16 protein-coding genes are annotated in these 17,170 nt (G+C 62.8%); 6 read left to right on the plus strand and 10 right to left on the minus strand.

Features of this window, described 5'->3' with window-relative positions; genetic code table 11:
- Positions 1–125 precede the first annotated feature (125 nt).
- From NKH35_RS16375 to NKH35_RS16400, 6 genes are all read right to left on the minus strand, one after another.
- Complete coding sequence (locus tag NKH35_RS16375) at positions 126–965, minus strand: alkaline phosphatase family protein (protein WP_023806209.1); 840 nt, start codon at positions 963–965, stop codon at positions 126–128.
- 64 nt (positions 966–1,029) lie between these two features.
- Entirely contained in the window at positions 1,030–2,685 is a 1,656-nt protein-coding gene (locus NKH35_RS16380; RefSeq protein WP_352535465.1) for an ABC transporter ATP-binding protein, read from the minus strand.
- Positions 2,685–3,512, minus strand: coding sequence for an ABC transporter permease (locus NKH35_RS16385; protein ID WP_023703637.1), 828 nt, complete (start codon positions 3,510–3,512; stop codon positions 2,685–2,687). Before NKH35_RS16385 ends, NKH35_RS16380 begins: the two co-directional genes overlap by 1 nt.
- A 9-nt stretch (positions 3,513–3,521) precedes the next feature.
- Entirely contained in the window at positions 3,522–4,481 is a 960-nt protein-coding gene (locus NKH35_RS16390) for an ABC transporter permease (protein WP_352915385.1), read from the minus strand.
- Positions 4,482–4,497: 16 nt separating this feature from the next.
- Positions 4,498–6,084 carry an ABC transporter substrate-binding protein gene (locus NKH35_RS16395; protein ID WP_023671387.1) on the minus strand — a complete coding sequence of 529 codons (1,587 nt, stop codon included), beginning with the start codon at positions 6,082–6,084 and terminating at the stop codon, positions 4,498–4,500.
- Between the two features lie 154 nt (positions 6,085–6,238).
- On the minus strand, positions 6,239–8,224 hold the full coding sequence (locus tag NKH35_RS16400; protein ID WP_023732611.1) for a CocE/NonD family hydrolase: 1,986 nt from the start codon (positions 8,222–8,224) through the stop codon (positions 6,239–6,241).
- Positions 8,225–8,406: 182 nt separating this feature from the next.
- On the opposite strand from NKH35_RS16400, the gene NKH35_RS16405 reads away from it, so the two are divergent.
- Together NKH35_RS16405 and NKH35_RS16410 are read left to right on the plus strand one after the other, a co-directional pair.
- On the plus strand, positions 8,407–8,661 hold the full coding sequence (locus NKH35_RS16405) for a BrnT family toxin (protein ID WP_023732612.1): 255 nt from the start codon (positions 8,407–8,409) through the stop codon (positions 8,659–8,661).
- Positions 8,648–8,959 carry a BrnA antitoxin family protein gene (locus tag NKH35_RS16410; protein ID WP_023671384.1) on the plus strand — a complete coding sequence of 104 codons (312 nt, stop codon included), beginning with the start codon at positions 8,648–8,650 and terminating at the stop codon, positions 8,957–8,959. Before NKH35_RS16405 ends, NKH35_RS16410 begins: the two co-directional genes overlap by 14 nt.
- A 10-nt stretch (positions 8,960–8,969) precedes the next feature.
- Here NKH35_RS16410 and NKH35_RS16415 read toward each other — a convergent pair whose 3' ends face one another.
- Genes NKH35_RS16415 through puuE form a run of 4 tightly spaced genes read right to left on the minus strand, consistent with a single transcriptional unit; the run spans position 8,970 to position 12,372 of the window.
- On the minus strand, positions 8,970–9,563 hold the full coding sequence (locus NKH35_RS16415) for a nucleoside deaminase (RefSeq protein WP_352461199.1): 594 nt from the start codon (positions 9,561–9,563) through the stop codon (positions 8,970–8,972).
- A gap of 3 nt (positions 9,564–9,566) precedes the next feature.
- Positions 9,567–10,067, minus strand: coding sequence for an ureidoglycolate lyase (locus NKH35_RS16420; protein ID WP_023732614.1), 501 nt, complete (start codon positions 10,065–10,067; stop codon positions 9,567–9,569).
- A complete protein-coding gene (locus tag NKH35_RS16425; RefSeq protein ID WP_460221618.1) occupies positions 10,064–10,921 on the minus strand; it encodes a bifunctional allantoicase/(S)-ureidoglycine aminohydrolase in 858 nt (285 codons plus the stop codon). The genes NKH35_RS16420 and NKH35_RS16425 overlap by 4 nt, the downstream gene beginning before the upstream one ends.
- A 32-nt stretch (positions 10,922–10,953) precedes the next feature.
- Positions 10,954–12,372, minus strand: a complete 1,419-nt coding sequence (puuE, locus tag NKH35_RS16430) for an allantoinase PuuE (RefSeq protein ID WP_023732615.1) — start codon at positions 12,370–12,372, stop codon at positions 10,954–10,956.
- A 183-nt stretch (positions 12,373–12,555) separates the two neighbouring features.
- Between puuE and uraH the strand changes: the two genes are divergently transcribed.
- The 4 genes from uraH to NKH35_RS16450 form a co-directional block, all read left to right on the plus strand.
- The gene (gene uraH, locus NKH35_RS16435) at positions 12,556–12,930 is read left to right on the plus strand and encodes a hydroxyisourate hydrolase (protein ID WP_023683492.1); all 375 of its coding nucleotides are present in this window, start codon (positions 12,556–12,558) and stop codon (positions 12,928–12,930) included.
- A 3-nt stretch (positions 12,931–12,933) separates the two neighbouring features.
- Complete coding sequence (xdhA, locus tag NKH35_RS16440) at positions 12,934–14,415, plus strand: xanthine dehydrogenase small subunit (protein ID WP_023732616.1); 1,482 nt, start codon at positions 12,934–12,936, stop codon at positions 14,413–14,415.
- Positions 14,415–16,781 carry a xanthine dehydrogenase molybdopterin binding subunit gene (xdhB, locus tag NKH35_RS16445; protein WP_023732617.1) on the plus strand — a complete coding sequence of 789 codons (2,367 nt, stop codon included), beginning with the start codon at positions 14,415–14,417 and terminating at the stop codon, positions 16,779–16,781. Before xdhA ends, xdhB begins: the two co-directional genes overlap by 1 nt.
- Positions 16,782–16,855: 74 nt before the next feature.
- On the plus strand, positions 16,856–17,170 hold a 315-nt coding region (locus tag NKH35_RS16450; protein ID WP_352915389.1), incomplete at its 3' end, for an XdhC family protein.

The raw sequence follows: 17,170 nt of genomic DNA on the forward strand, positions 1-17,170 counted from the left end.
GATGAGGGGCGGCACCGGCGTTGGGGTATTTATGTTTGATGTTGCGCTGCCCCTCACCCTTACCCTCTCCCCGTATAGTGACGGGGAGAGGGGGGTAGCGAACGGCGGCTCAGCGACGACCTCCGTCACCCCAAAAACGGCTTAGCCTTCATGGTCTCCGGCACCGGCACACCCAGCCGCTTCAGCACCGTCGGCGCCAGTTGCAGCTGATCAAGCAGCGTGTCCGCATCCGGCCCTTTGCCGGCTCCGAAATAATACAGCGCGAAATCCTGCATTTCATCGTCGCGGCCGCCATGATGGCCGCGGTCTGTCTGGCCGTGGTCGGCGGTTACGATCACCTCGTAACCGGCTTGCCGCCAGCCCGGCAGGAAGGCTGCCAGCATGCCGTCCATCGCATAGCAGGCATGGTCCATTTCGTGGCAGTCATGGCCGAAGCGATGACCCATCGAATCCAGCGTGCAGGTGTGCAGGATCCCGTAGTCGATATCATGGCGCCGGGTCAGCATGGTCAGCGTCGCAAACAGGTCGACATCGCTCGGCGTCATCTGGTTGCGGGCATTATAGCCGGTCATGGTGTGGAAGCGGCCATGCGTGATGGGTCCGTTGGGCTCGTCGAACTCCATGTCCTCGATCAGGTCGAACGGATAGGAGCGGAAGAATTCGGACCAGTAGGAGTGCGTCACCGCGCCGGTCTTGCCGCCGGCCTTGCTGATTTCGGAGAAAATATCCGGCTTGTTGACGAGAAACCGGTTTTCGTTGGACAGGATGCCGTGCTCCTGCGGCGAAACGCCGGTGTGGATCGAGGCATAGCAGCAGGCCGAGGTCGACGGCAGCACCGAGCGCATCTTCCACACCTGCGCCTCGCCCGACTGCACCCAGCCCTCGAGATTGCCCATCAGCCGGCGCCAGTTCCGGTAGGGCACGCCGTCGAGAATGATGAGCAGCAGTTTGGTCTTGAGCGCCATGGGCGGCTCCGGAAAGCTTTTGCCGTTGAAGGAAGTTTTCGCGACAAAGGCCGCGAATTCCCTACTAATTCCCCGCGCTCGCCATGCGCCGTCCCTTGATCGCCTTTTCCAGCCAGCCGATCTCCATCTCGGGAACGGACGACAGCAGCAGGTCGGTATAGGCGTCGAAGGGCGGCGTCAGCACCTTGCTCTTGGCGCCATAGCGCACCACCTCGCCGCGGTACATCACCGCGATCGAATCGGCGATCGACTTCACCGTCGCCAGATCGTGAGTGATGAAGAGGTAGGCGACCTTCTCGTGCTGCTGCAGGTTGAGCAGCAGCTTGAGAATGCCGTTGGCCACCAGCGGGTCGAGCGCCGATGTCACCTCGTCGCAGATGATCAGCTTGGGCTTGGCGGCGAGCGAGCGGGCGATACAGACGCGCTGTTTCTGGCCTCCGGAGAGTTCGGCCGGATAACGATCGAGAAAGCCCTTGCCCATCTCGATCTCGTCGAGCAGTTCGGCGACGCGCTTGTCGCGCTCGCGGCCGCGTATGCCGAAGTAGAATTCCAGCGGCCGGCCGATGATGGTGCCGACGGTCTGGCGCGGGTTCATCGCCACGTCGGCCATCTGGTAGATCATCTGCAATTGCCGCAGATCCTCCTTCGGCCGGTCGGCAAGCCTGTTGGCGAGCGGCCTGCCGTCGAAGGTGACGGTGCCTTCTTCCGGCGGCAACAGCCCGGTGATGGCGCGCGCCAGCGTCGACTTGCCGGAGCCGGATTCACCGACGACGGCCAGCGTCTGTCCCGGATAGATGTCGACCGAGACGTTCTTCAGCACCTTGACGTGGCTGCCGCCGTAAGCGGCGGTGACGTTCTTGACCGACAGGAACGGCGCGGCGCCGGGCTTCTGCTCGGCATGCTCGATCTCATGCACCGAGACCAGCGCATTGGTGTATTCCTGGCGCGGCTCCTTGATGATCTGGCGAGTGCCGCCCCATTCGACCAGCCTGCCATGGCGCAGCACCATGATCTCGTCCGAGACCTGGGCGACGACGGCAAGATCGTGGGTAATGTAGAGCGCCGCGACATGGGTGTCGCGGATGGCGTCCTTGATCGCCGCCAGCACGTCGATCTGCGTCGTCACATCGAGCGCCGTGGTCGGCTCGTCGAAGACGATCAGGTCGGGTTCCGAACACAGCGCCATAGCCGTCATCACGCGCTGCAACTGACCGCCGGAGACCTGGTGCGGGAAGCGTTCGCCGATGATTTCGGGGTTTGGCAGGCTGAGCTTCTTGAACAACGCCACGGCACGTTTCTCGGCCTCGGCGCGTGTCGCCGTGCCGTGCAGCAGCGTTGCTTCCACCACCTGGTCCATCAGCTTGTGCGCCGGGTTGAAGGCGGCGGCCGCCGACTGCGCGACATAGCAGACCTCGCGGCCGCGCAATTTGCGGAAACCTTCCTTGCCCCCCTTGAGAATATCGCGGCCGTTGAGCAGCACCTCTCCGCCGGTGATGCGCACGCCGCCACGGCCATAGCCCATCGACGACAGGCCGATGGTCGACTTGCCGGCGCCGGACTCGCCGATCAGGCCGAGCACCTTGCCCTTTTCCAGCGTCAGCGAGACATCGTGGACCAAAACGATGTTCTTCGGCACCTCGCCGGGCGGAAACACTGTCGCTTCGATGCGCAGATTGCGGATATCGAGCAGCAGGCCGGGCTTTGCTTTTGTGTCAGCCATCACCCGCGTCCTCCCTTCAGGCTTGTCGTGCGGTTGAGCACCCAATCGGCGACCAGATTGACCGAAATCGCCAGTGCTGCGATCGCCGCGGCGGGGATGAGTGCCGCCCCGATACCGAAGACGATGCCGTCCTTGTTTTCCTTGACCATGCCGCCCCAGTCGGCATCCGGCGGTTGCACGCCAAGGCCGAGAAAGGACAGCGTCGACAAGAACAGCACCGCGTAGATGAAGCGCAGGCCAAGTTCCGAGACCAGCGGCGACAGCGCGTTGGGCAGGATCTCGCGGAAGATGATCCAGCCGCTGCCTTCGCCCCGCAGCTTGGCGGCCTCGACATAATCCATGACGTTGATGTCGACGGCCACCGCGCGCGACAGCCGGTAGACGCGGGTCGAGTCGAGGACGCCCATCACCAGGATCAGCGTCACCAGATTGGTCGGCAGCACCGAAAGCACGACGAGCGCCATGATCAGGGTCGGGATCGACATCAGCAGATCGACAAGGCGCGACAGAAGCGTGTCGAACCAGCCGCCGAACACCGCCGCCGAAAAGCCGAGGATGGCGCCAAGCGAGAATGACAGCGCGGTGGCCAGCACCGCAATGAACAGCGTGATGCGAGCGCCGTAGATCATGCGCGACAGAAGATCACGGCCGAGATTGTCGGTGCCCAGCCAATGCGCTGCGGACATCGGTTCCCAAGGAACGTCGCTGACAATCTCGGCATTGCCGTGTGGTGCGATCCATGGCGCGAAGACAGCCGCCACGACGAACATCGTCGTCAGTACGATGCCAATCAGCGCGGGAATGGGGATGCGTTTGATATCGAGCATGCCCGCCGCCTATTTCGGATGTCTGAGGCGCGGATTGGCGACAATCGCCCCGATGTCCGCGATGATGTTGAGAGTGATGTAGACAGCGGCAAAGATCAGGCCGACGGCCTGCACCACCGGCACGTCGCGCTTGGTGACGTGGTCGACCAGATATTGTCCCATGCCGGGATAGACGAAGATCACCTCGACCACGACGACGCCGACGATGAGGTAGGCGAGGTTGAGCATGACGACGTTGATGATCGGCGCTATGGCATTGGGGAAAGCATGCTTGCGGATGACGTTGAAGGCCGACAGGCCTTTCAGTTCTGCCGTCTCGACATAGGCCGACTGCATGACGTTGAGGATGGCCGCGCGGGTCATGCGCATCATATGCGCCAGCACAACCAGCGTCAGCGCGGTGGCTGGCAACGCGATCGCCTGCATGCGCTCACCGAACGGCATGCCGTCATAGACCGTGGAAATGGCCGGGAACCATTGATACTTCACGGCAAAGAAATAGACGAGCACATAGCCGATGAAGAATTCCGGGAAAGATGTCGAGGCGAGCGCCAGGCCGGAGATCAGCTTGTCGACCCAACCGTTGCGGTAACGCACGGCGATCAGGCCGAGGATGATCGCCAGCGGCACGGCCACGACCGCCGCCCAGAAGGCGAGAAACAGCGTGTTCCACAGCCGCCCCTTGATCGAGGTCGCGATATCCTGGCCGCTCGACATCGCCGTGCCAAGATCGCCGGTGAGCACACCGCCTAGCCAATGGAAATACCTGATGTAAGCCGGCTGATTCAGGCCGAGCTGCTCGCGCAGATTGGCGAGCGATTCCGGCGTCGCCGACTGTCCGAGAATGGCTTGCGCGACGTCGCCGGGCAGGATCTGGGTGCCGGCGAAGATCAGGACCGAAACGGCCAGCAAGAGGACGATGCCCAGCGCAACGCGCTGGGCCACAAGTTTCACGACGGGTGAGGACATATCCGCAAAGCCGGGCTCAGGCTTCGAGCCAGCACTTCGCCAGCGCGTAGCCGTTCATCAGCTCCTGATGCGGATCGTCTACCCAGCCGCCGACCTTAGCGCCTGTCGCATCGATGAACTGATTGAACATCGGCAGGATCAGGCCGCCCTCGTCGCGCACCAGCACGGCCATGTCGTGGTACATCTGCTTGCGCTTGGTCTCGTCGAGTTCGGCGCGTGCGGCCAGCACCAGCTTGTCGAAGTCCGGACGCTTGAAACGGGTGTCGTTCCAGTCGGCGGTCGACAGATAGGCAGTCGAGTACATCTGGTCCTGGGTCGAGCGGCCGCCCCAATAGGAGGCGCAGAAGGGCTGCTTGTTCCAGACCTCGTTCCAGTAGCCGTCGCCGGGCTCGCGCTTGAGCTCGATCTTGATGCCGGCCTTGGCCGCGCTCTGCTGGAAGAGCTGCGAGGCGTCGACCGCGCCCGGGAAGGCGACGTCGGAGGTGCGCAGCAGCACGGTGCCGTCATGGCCCGACTTCTTGTAGTGGAACTTGGCCTTGTCGGGATCATATTTGCGCTGCTCGATCTCGGAAAACAGCGGATAGGACGAATTGATCGGGAAGTCGTTGCCGAGCGAGCCGTAGCCGCGCAGCACCTTGTTCAGCATCTCTTCGCGGTCGATCGCGAGCTTCAGCGCCATGCGCAGGTCGCTGTTGTCGAAGGGCGCGGTGTTGCAATGCATGATGAAGACGTAGTGGCCGGGGCCGGCATGGTTGCGGATGGTGACGCCCGGTACGCGCTTGATGAGGTCGACGATCTTCGGCTCGACGCGGTTGATCATGTTGACCTGGCCGCCCTGCAGGGCCGCCGTGCGCGCGGTCGCGTCGTTGATGACGATGATCTCGATCTGGTCGGCATGGCCCATCTTGTCGGCCTGCCAGTAATTGGCGAAGCGCTCGCCGCCATGGCGCACGCCGGGCTCGTTGGTGGTGACCTTGTAGGGTCCTGCCGAGATGCCGGCATCCGCCTTGTCCTTGCCGCCGTTGGGCTGGACGATGAGGTGGTAGTCGCTGAGGAGATAGGGAAGGTCGGCGTTGGCCTCCTTCAGCGTCAGGACGACTTCCTTGCCACTGGCCTTGATGCTGTCGATGCCTTTCATGTAGCCCAGCGCGCCGGACTTCGATTTTTCATCGGAATGGCGCTCGAGGGTTGCCGCCACATCCTCAGCGGTCACCGTCTTGCCGTTGTGGAATTCGACGCCGTCGCGGATTTTCAGCGTCCACACCTTGGCGTCGTCCGACGAGCCGATCTCTTCGGCGATGCGGTTCTCGAGTTTGCCTTCCGGGGACAGCTCGACGATCAGCTCGCCCCACATCTTGCCAAAAGCGAACGGCACTTGCGTCATGAACAAAGCCGGGTCCAGGCTGTTCGTGGATTCGCCGCCGACGAGGCCGGCCTTCAGCGTGCCGCCCTTGACCGGGCCTTCCGCGCGAGCCGCACTGGAAAGCAGCATATTGGCGAAGGGCGCTGTGACGCCGAGTGCTGCGGCGCGGCCGAGGAAATCACGACGGCTCAGCTTGCCAGACGCAACGCGCCGGCTCAGATATTCGAGTTCGTTGGACATTTGAGTTCCTCACTCTGTTGGTTCGACCTTATGGTCGTTTTTTGCTTGTTGTTACCAAAGGGATATTGACCGGAAGGCAAAGCCGTAAGCAAGACGGAATGCGACATGCCGTGGCGTAAATCGTGCGTCGCAACTGGACCAGTCGGGTCGACGCTCAGAGCAGGTCGCGCGGGATCGTCTCTTCGAAATCGCGTTCGAAAACCAGCGTTTCGCCCTCATAGGCTTCGATTCTGGCGCTGACGATGAAGTTTTGCGCATCGCAGCGCATTTCAGCCGACGTCTCGGTGCGCACCGACCATCCGTTTCGCGACAAGGTCTGCGTCCAGTGCGTGCGACCCGAGGCAGACAGCGGCTCGTCGGGGTGGATCGTCCAGCTCTCGCGGGCAATGCTGCCATTGGCCAGTCCATGCGCGAGATCGCGCACTTCTCCGAAATCATCCGTGATCGACAGCGTGACGATGCCGGTCTTCTCATCGCGATCGACGTGACGCTCGGAATTCGCTGCACGAACTGTCGCGGTTGCCCAGGGTGTTGCGCCTTCGGGAGACTGGAACGAGGTCTCGTCGGCTTTTGCGAGCGGGCGCAGCGGCAGCCTCAGCGTCGCCGCTGAAAGGTCGAGCCGCACCGGCTCCGGCGACGGCCAGATCATCGGCCAGTAAGCATTGGAAACCGCGATGCGCAGGCGGTGTCCGGCCGGCACGCGGTAGGCGCACTGGTCGAGAATAACGCGCGCCGAAACCGTTTCGCCCGGCACCAGCGCTTGCGGCTGTTCGTGCGAAGAACGATGCGTCAGGTTGAGCACGCCGTAGGAGATCAGTTCCGAGGCGCCGTCGGGGTGCACGTCGCACAGTCGAACCGCGATGTTCGCCTGCGGGCGATCGGACGACACCCGGATGAGAAGCTCCGGCGCGCCGACGATGTCGAGTGTCTCGGCAAGCACAGGCTGATCGAAGCAGACGGACAGCGCATCGTCCGGGCGCTGGTCGCCCGGCAGTTCCGGGCCAAAGGTGAAGGGAAAATATTCGCCGCCGGCGAGCCCGCAGCTTTGCGGGGTCGCCACGATCGCCGGCCTGACGCCGTCAGCAATGAGTTCGATCGCCCCGACCTTGATGTTGGGAGACGGCCATTCCTGTTCGGCCACCCAACGGCCCGGCCGCTCCGGGTGCCAGCGCGCCGGCCGCACACTGTCCATGACATAGGCGCGGTAGTCCGGGTCGGCCTCGACGCCGGTGTCGACGCCCTTCAACCAGCTGTCCCACCAGCGCAACGCCTCCTGCAGGAAGCCGATGGCGGGTTTGGGTTCGGCATAATGCGGGTATTTGTGGATCCATGGCCCGACAATGCCCTTCACCGGCGCCTGGATGTTGGTGACCAGATGCGAAATCGTGTTGCGGTAGCCGTCATGCCAGCCGCCGATCGACAGCACGGCGGCTTTGACCGCGGAGAAATCCTCGCAGATCGAACCGCGTTTCCAATAGGCGTCGCGATGCTGATGGCTGAGCCAGAGCGGCAGAAGGAAAGACTGGTTCTCCAGCCGCGTCAGCCAGAGGTCGCGCCAGCGGTTGTCGCCCGCAATCAGCGGATCCGGCGGTCGCGACGAATAGGACAACATGGTCGAGGCCCAGCCGAAATTTTCCGTCAAAAGGCAGCCGCCCTTGTAGTGGATGTCGTCGGCGTAGCGGTCGACGGTCGAGCACAGGCTGATCACCGCCTTCAGCGCCGGCGGCTGCTTGGCCGCCACCTGCAGGCAGTTGAAGCCGCCCCAGGAAATGCCCATCATGCCGACACTGCCATTGCACCAGGGCTGTGCTGCCGCCCAGGCAATCACATCGCAGGCGTCCTGCAATTCCTGCTCGGAATATTCGTCGTCCATCAGCCCTTCGGAATCGCCATTGCCGCGCATGTCGACGCGGATCGAGGCGTAGCCGTGGCCGGCAAAATAGGGATGCGTCAGTTGATCGCGAAAGATGGTGCCGTCGCGCTTGCGATAGGGCAGGTGCTCAAGGATTGCCGGCACCGGATCCTCGCTCGCATCGTCCGGCATCCACACCCGCGCCGACAGCCGGCAACCATCCGGCATGACGATGCCCATATCGGGGAATTCGATGACCTTGCGGGGAAATTCGGTGATGGTTTTCATGCGATGCTCCAGGATGTCAGTGACGCATGAAGCGGGCATGTCATGAAGTCAAACGGGCGACGGCCGGTGTCGCCGCGACGACGCCACGATATGTAGTCCGATTGTTTTGCCCTGATGTTGCAGGATTATAATTAATGTATTACATTTATTACCTGAACCCAACGTGATGAGGATGGTTTCGCCTGAACATCGTTTGGGATGAGCCAAAGCGCGTGACGAACCTGGACAGCCGGGGTCTCGATTTTGCCGAACTCGATATTGAGTTTTTTGCGACTTCAACCGTCCTTCCAGCCAAGGCCGACCGGTTCAAGGCGATTGGCGAATTCGGAGAGATCATCCTGGCCGTGATTTTCAAGCCGCTTGGTTCGGAGGCGATTTCGGTGATCTCGATGCGCCGTGCCAGCCGAAAGGAAAGGTCAGTATATGAACAATCCTAAATCGCGTGTTCGACCGCTTACCGATGCGGAGGAAGTGGAAATTCAAAGACAAATTGTTGATGATCCCGACGATGCGGAGACGACAGACGAACAGTTGGCGCAAGCCAGGCCTTTCGCGGAAGTGTTTCCAGAACTTTTCGAGAGCATAAGGCGTGCTCGTGGCCGGCCAGCCGTGGAGAAGCCTAAGCAAGTCGTGTCCATCCGTCTGGATCAGGATGTCATCAGTAAATTCAAGGCGACCGGCAAGGGCTGGCAGGCCAGGATCAACGAGGTGCTGAAAAACGCGAAGGTAGGCTAGGCAATCCGCGTCAGTTCAGCGGAATGTCGTTTTCGGACTTGCGCGCCTGATAAGCGCCGGACAGTTCGTCGTAGCGGGTGGAAATATTGCCGATCCTTGCCTCAAGCCGGCCGCGCTCGGCCTCGGGCAGCGCCCGCACCAGCCTGCGAATGGAAAAACTCTTCCAATAAGTGTTCTCGGCATTGTAGCCGCCGGGATCAAGAGTGAAGACCTCTTTCAGGATTTTCAGATCGTGCGGGATCGCAAAGCTGTCGCGTGAATCCTCGTGGCTGAAGAGGTAGTAGAAATTGTCGAAGCCGGTCCAGGTGATCGCCGACAGGCAGAGCGAGCAGGGCTCATGCGTGGCGATGAAGATGGCGTCCTTGGTGTCGACGCGCTCGGCTTTCGGCATTTCATAGAAACGCTTCAGGCAGTGCACCTCGCCATGCCAGAGCGGATTTTCCATCTCGTTGTTGGTTTCGGCCAGCACCAGCGAGCGGTCGCCCTTCCGCAGGATGGCGGCGCCGAACAGCTTGTTCCCATGGGCCACGCCCTCTGCCGTTTTCGGCACGATGTCGTGCTCGATGACATCGAGCAGGCGGTCGATCAGCGATATGTCGGTCATTTCTCAGGTCTCGTTGGGGAGATGGATTTCGTAGGGGTGCGAGAAATGGAACTCTTCGAGGTTGGAGCCGTCACCGCCGCGGTCGACGATGACGAAATCCTGCGCTTCGCCGAGCGGCGTCAGCACGCCGTGCCAGAGATTGCGCGGATAGTTGACGCCTTGCCCGGGTGCGGTGATGAAGGCGTGCGGCTCGCGCGGACCGTCCTTGCCGTCATGGCAGACGACGACCAGGAAAGGCCGCGGTGATAGCGGGATGAACGCCTGGCTGCCTAAGGGATGGCGCTCGACCATGGTCAGCTTCAGCGGCAGGTCGTAAGGCGTGCCGCGCGCCATCGAGATCAGCACGCAGGCATTCGGTCCCGCGGCTTCAGCGGTGGCGAGATTGTGGTAGCGCTCGGTCTTGCCGCCATTGATCGGGTAGTGATTGCCGCCGCCCATGTCGATGACATCGCCGAAGCCGGCAAAGCTTTCGCGCGTCAGCGGCCGCGCTGTGATGCGGGTCACCGCGCGCGACCGCCAATGCCCGCCCCGCCGAGCTTGGCGTGCCGGTTGACGTCCTTGTAAAGGAGATAGCGGAATTTGCCTGGGCCGCCCGCGTAGCAGGCCTGCGGGCAGAAGGCGCGCAGCCACATGAAGTCGCCGGCCTCGACCTCGACCCAGTCCTGGTTGAGGCGGTAGACCGCCTTGCCTTCCAAGACATAGAGCCCGTGCTCCATGACATGCGTCTCGGCAAACGGGATGACGGCGCCAGGCTCGAGCGTAACGATGGTGACATGCATGTCGTGGCGCATGTCGGCTGGATCGACGAAACGGGTCGTCGCCCAGCGACCCTCGGTGCCGGGCATCGGCGTCGGCGCCATTTGCTGGTCACTGCTGAACAGGACTTCCGGCGCGTCGATGCCGTCGACGGCCTCATAGGCCTTCCTGATCCAGTGGAAGCGTACGGCGTCGCGACCTTCGTTGCGCACCGTCCAGCCGCTGTCCGGCGGCAGGAAGGCAAAACCGCCGGCTTGCAGCACGTGCTTCTTGCCGGCCAGCGAAACGGTCAACTCGCCCTCAACCACGAACAGCACGCCCTCGGCGCCGGCGTCCGGCTCGGGCCGGTCGCTGCCGCCGCCGGGCAGGACCTCGACGATGTACTGCGAAAATGTCTCGGCGAAACCCGAAAGCGGCCTGGCGATGATCCAGGCCCTGGTCTCGTCCCAGAACGGCAGTGGGCTGGTGACGATGTCCTGCATCACTCCCTTCGGTATGACGGCATAGGCCTCGGTGAAGACGGCGCGGCCGGTCAAAAGCTCATTTTGGCCGGGATGGCCGCCATGCGGTGCATAATAGGTTTTCTGGTCAGTCTTGATCATATCCATTGGGTCCTGACCCCTCAGTCATTTCATTAGAGCGGGAGCATGTCTTTCAGGCGCAGCAGCGCGATGCGCTCGACCTGTTTGCAGGCGGTATCGAGTTCGACGCCACGGCTGTTGCCGATGCGCGCCTCGAACTCGGCGAGGATTTCCTCCTTGGTCTTGCCCCGCACCGCGATGATGAAGGGAAAGCCGAAGGTGGTGACGTAAGCGGCGTTGAGCTTGGAGAACAGTTCGCGTTCCTTGTCGGTCAGCGCGTCGAGTCCGGCGGAGGCCTGTTCTTTCGTCGATTCCGCAGTAAGTCGCTTGGCCTTGGCCAGTTTGCCGGCAAGGTCGGGATGGGCGTTGAGCACGCCGAGCCGTTCGGTCTCGCTGGCGGCGCGGAAGACACGGCACAGCGCATTATGCAGGCCGCCGGCGCTGTCATGCGCAGGCCCGAGCTCAAGCTCAAAGGCGCGTTCGGCGATCCAGGGCGAATGTTCGAATACGCCGCCGAATGTGTGTACGAAGGTCTCGAACTCCATCTTCGACGGCTTGAGCGCCGCCGGCTGGTAGGGATGGTGCTCCTGCCAGTGCCTGGCGATGTCGATGCGCCGCGCCAGCCAGACCTTGTCGTGCGATTTCACATAATCGACGAAGCGCTTCAGCGCCGCCACCCGGCCCGGCCGCCCGACGAGGCGGCAATGCAGGCCTATATTCATCATGCGTGGCCGCCCGGCCTTGCCTTCGGCACAGAGCGTGTCGAAACTGTCTTTCAAATAGGCAAAGAACTGATCGCCCGAATTGAAGCCTTGCGGCGTGGCGAAGCGCATGTCGTTGGCGTCGAGCGTGTAGGGAATGACGAGCTGCGTGCCGCCGCTGTGCTCGAACCAGTAGGGCAGTTCGTCATCGTAGGTGTCGGAGACATAGTCGAAGCCGCCCTCTTCGGCGACCAGCCGCACCGTATTGACCGAGGTGCGGCCGGTGTACCAGCCGGTCGGGCGCTGTCCCGTCACCTCGTAATGCAGCTTGATCGCCGCTTCGAGGTCACGGCGTTCGTCCTCGGCGCTGTGGTCGCGATAGTCGATCCATTTGAGCCCGTGCGAGGCCATTTCCCAGCCAGCGTCCTGCATCGCCGCCACCTGGTCGGGCGAGCGGGCAAGCGCTGAGGCGACGCCATAGCAGGTCACCGGCACGTCAGCCTCACTGAACAGGCGCAGCAGCCGCCAGAAGCCGGCGCGGGCGCCATATTCGTAGATCGATTCCATGTTCCAATGGCGCTGGCCCACCCAGGGCGCCGCGCCGACGATCTCCGACAGGAAGGCTTCGGAAGCCTTGTCGCCATGCAGCACGCAGTTTTCGCCGCCTTCCTCGTAGTTGACGACGAACTGCACGGCCACATGCGCGCCGCCTGGCCATTTCGGATCCGGTGGGTTGGCTCCGTAGCCGCGCATGTCTCTAGAGTAACGCATTGCCCCTCCTGCCGGACACCGCCGGAAGTTGTGATCAGGATAGTCGAAAGGGGTGCCTGCGCATTCCCCCGAAATTTTTGAAAGTGTTTTTGTGCCGCTCCGCTCGACCGGGACTTATGCATCGCCTTTAATTGGCGCACAATTCACTGCTTTGTTCGGCTGTATCGGAAATGGGAGGCGCCAGTGGCAGAAACGTCGAGAGCCGATGGCGGACGTCTGACGACGCATGTGCTCGACACCGCGACCGGCAAGCCGGCGGCGGGCCTGTCGATCGCGCTTTATCATCTTGAGAGCGACGCGCGGATACATTTGAAGACCATCGTCACAAATGCCGACGGCCGCTGCGATGCGCCGCTGCTGGCAGGAGCGGAATTCCGCCTCGGCGAATACGAACTGGTGTTCGCCGCCGGTGACTATCTACGCGGCCAGGGCACCAAACTGCCGGAACCGGCCTTCCTCGACAGTGTGCCGATCCGCTTCGGCATGGCGGAATCCGTGCATTATCACGTGCCGTTGCTTATCTCTCCTTATGGCTACTCGACCTACAGGGGGAGCTGACGCATGGCCAAGATCACAATACGCAACGAGATCCGCTTCATCCTCAATGGCAGGGATGTCGCGCTGTCGTCGGTGGCGCCCGACGCGACCTTGCTCGACTGGCTGCGGCTCGACCGCTCGATGCGCGGCACCAAGGAAGGCTGCGCCGAGGGCGATTGCGGCGCCTGCACGGTCCTGGTCGGAAAATTGTCCGCCGGCAAGCTGGTTTATGAAAGCGTCAACGCCTGCATCCGTTTCCTCGGTTCGCTCGACGGCACCCATGTCGTCACCGTCGAGCATCTGCGCGGCGCGCCTGGCCAATTGCATCCGGTGCAGCAGGCGATGGTCGATTTCCACGCTTCGCAATGCGGCTTCTGCACGCCGGGCTTCGTCATGTCGCTCTACGGCCTGTGGATGAAGTCGCCGGACCCGTCGAATGCGGCGATCGAGAAGGCCTTGCAAGGCAATCTTTGCCGCTGCACCGGCTATGAGGCAATCATGCGCGCCGCGCGTGCCATCTCCAGCTACGGCAAGGCGGCGAAGGATCCGCTGGCGGCCGAGCGCAAGGCGATCACCGCCAGGCTCGAGGCTATGCATGACGGTGCCCGCGTCGAAATCGGCGCCGGCAAGCAGCGGCTGGTTGTGCCGGCTGACGTCGACGATTTCGCCGCTGTACTGGACAAGGAGCCCGGCGCCACTGTTGTCGCCGGCTCGACCGACGTCGGCCTGTGGATCACCAAGCACATGCGCGACATCTCACCGGTAGTCTTCATCGGCAATCTCGAGGGGCTGTGCGCGATCTCCGAAGACAATGACGTCATCACCATCGGCGCCGGCGTCACCTACACCGACGCCTTCGCGACACTGGCCAAGCGCATCCCCGCGCTCGGGCCATTGTTCGACCGCATCGGCGGCGAACAGGTACGAAACATGGGCACCATCGGCGGCAACATCGCCAATGGCTCGCCGATCGGCGACACGCCGCCGCCCCTGATCGCGCTTGGTGCGCAACTGACGCTGCGCCGCGGCAAGAAGCGGCGCACCATCGCGCTCGAGGATTTCTTCATCGCCTATGGCAAGCAGGACCGGCAGCCAGGCGAATTCGTCGAGGCCGTGCACGTTCCCGTGCCGGCCAAGGGCACGAAGTTTGCCGTCTACAAGATCACCAAGCGCCGCGACGAGGACATCACCGCAGCCCTTGGCGCCTTTTTCCTCGACTTGGCCAAGGACGGAACCGTGGCCGATATATGCATCGCCTATGGCGGCATGGCGGCCACCCCGAAGCGGGCTTTCGGTGTCGAAAAAGCGCTGCTCGGCAAGCCGTGGACGGAGACAACGGTGGAAGCGGCCATGGCTGAATATGCCGGCGATTTCACCCCGCTGACCGATATGCGGGCATCGGCCGAATACCGGGCGCTGGCGGCCAGGAACCTGCTGCTGCGCTTTTTTGCCGAAACCAGCGGCAGCAAGGCGCCGTTCCAGGTGTCACGCAACGAGGCGGCCTGATGAACAAGCACGCCTCTCCAGATCTCAAGGCGCAGAAGATTTCCGGTGGCGTCGCCGCCGACCAGCGCCACGATTCCGCGCACAAGCATGTCAGCGGCAGCGCGGTCTATATCGACGATATGCCGGAACCGGCGGGCATGCTGCATGGCTGCCTCGGCCTGTCCACGGCGACGCATGCGACGATCAGCAAAATGGATCTGTCGGCGGTGCGCGCGGCGCCGGGCGTCGTCGATGTGCTGACGGCCAAGGACGTTCCGGGCGAAAATGACATTTCGCCGACCGGTCGACACGACGAGCCGGTGCTGGCCGACCACAAGGTGCAGTTTTATGGTCAGCCGATCTTCTGCGTTATTGCCAAGACGCGCGAACAGGCGCGCCGCGCCACCCGGCTGGCCAAGGTCGAATACAGTCCATTGCCTTTCGTCACCGACATTGGCGATCTCGACCCCCGCAAGGACAAGCTGGTCACGCCGCCGCTCACGCTGAAGCGTGGCGATGCCGCTGCCGCGATCAAGTCGGCGCCGCGCCGGCTGAAGGGCAAGATGCGCATCGGCGGCCAGGAGCATTTCTATCTCGAAGGCCATATCGCAGTGGCCATTCCTGGCGAGGACCAGGACGTCACCATCTATTCCTCGACCCAGCATCCGAGCGAAGTGCAGCATATGGTCAGCCATGCGCTGGGCGTGCCGAGCAATGCCATCACGGTGGAAATCCGCCGTATGGGCGGTGGCTTCGGCGGGAAGGAGACGCAAGGCAACCAGTTTGCGGCATTGGCGGCGATCGCCGCCAAGAAACACCATCGCGCGATCAAGATCCGGCCCGACCGTGACGACGACATGATTGCCACCGGCAAGCGCCATGACTTCCTCGTCGACTACGAAGTAGGTTTCGACGACGACGGCAACATTCTTGGCGTCGACTTCATGTTCGCGGCGCGTTGCGGCTTTTCATCGGACCTGTCCGGCCCGGTCACCGACCGCGCGCTGTTCCATTGCGACAACACCTATTTCTGGCCGGCGGTGCATGCGCAATCGGCGCCGCTTTACACCAACACCGTGTCGAACACGGCGTTTCGCGGCTTCGGCGGCCCGCAAGGCATGGTCGGCGCCGAACGCGTCATCGACGAGGTTGCCTTTGCCGTCGGCAAGGACCCGCTCGAAATCCGCAAGCAGAATTTTTATGGCACCAGTGGTGATAAAGACGGGGGCCGCAACGTCACCCCGTATCACCAGACGGTCGAGGACAACATCATCCACCGCATCGTCGCCGAGCTGGAGGCGAGCGCCGACTATGCGGGGCGCCGCCGCATCATCCAGGCCTTCAACGCCAACAGCCGCTTCATCAAGCGCGGCCTGGCGCTGACGCCGGTCAAATTCGGCATCTCTTTCACGGCCACCCACTACAACCAGGCCGGCGCGCTGGTGCATGTCTACACCGACGGTTCGGTGCATCTGAATCACGGCGGCACCGAGATGGGGCAAGGCCTCTACGTCAAGGTGGCCCAGGTGGTGGCGGAAGAGTTCCAGATCGACCTCGACCAGGTCAAGATCACCGCGACGACCACCGGCAAGGTGCCCAACACTTCGGCCACCGCGGCGTCGTCCGGCACCGACCTCAACGGCATGGCGGCGCAGAACGGCGCCCGCCAGATCAAGGAACGGCTGACCGACTTCGCCGCCGAAAAATACCAGGTGCCGCGCGAGCAGGTGCTTTTCCTGCCCAACCGGGTGCGCATCGGCAACCAGGAGATCGCCTTCACCGACCTTGTCAAGCAGGCCTATATGGCCCGCATCCAACTGTCGGCGGCGGGTTTTTACAAGACGCCGAAAATCCACTGGAACCGTGACAAGGGCGAGGGCCGTCCGTTCTATTATTTCGCCTATGGCGCCTCGTGCTCGGAAGTCTCGGTCGACACGCTGACCGGCGAATATGTCGTCGAGCGCACCGACATATTGCATGAAACCGGCCGCTCGCTGAACCGCGCCATCGATCTCGGCCAGATCGAGGGCGGCTTCATCCAGGGCATGGGCTGGCTGACGACGGAGGAGCTGTGGTGGGACGACAAGGGCCGGCTGCGCACGCATGCGCCGTCGACCTATAAGATCCCGCTCGCGTCCGACCGGCCGAAGATATTCAACGTCACGCTGGCCGACTGGCCGGAGGCCAACGAGCCGACGGTGCACCGTTCCAAGGCGGTCGGCGAACCGCCCTTCCCGCTCGGCATGTCTGTGCTGCATGCGCTGTCGGACGCGGTGGCAAGTGTGGCCGATCATAAGGTCTGTCCGCGTCTCGACGCTCCTGCAACACCAGAACGGGTGCTGATGGCGATCGAACGGCTGAAGGGTGAAGCCAAGAATAGCGCCTGACTCTGACCTGGATTCTGGCAAAACGTGCAATTCAGACTGAAAAACCCTATATTTCCCGTACGGGAATGCGAAATATGAAGTCGAAAGTGCAAAGCCTCAGAGCTTTTCTCGCCAGCGCCGGCCGGCTTGCTCTAGTCGAAGTGGCCGGCACCAAAGGCTCGACTCCGCGCGAGAAGGGCGCCTTCATGCTCGTATCGCAGGCGGCGATTTTTGGCACGATCGGCGGCGGTCAGCTCGAGTACATGGCGATCGACAAGGCGAGGCAGATGGTGGGGTCTTCACCCTCCCCCTTGTGGGGAGGGTCGAGCGGCGCCGCCGGCCGGGGGGGGGGGGGGGGCGGTCGTGGCCAGCCCCCCCCGTTGGGGGGGGGGGCGCCCGCCCCGGGCGGG

The sequence above is a fragment of the Mesorhizobium sp. M1143 genome, assembly GCF_040318435.1.
Lineage (GTDB): Bacteria > Pseudomonadota > Alphaproteobacteria > Rhizobiales > Rhizobiaceae > Mesorhizobium.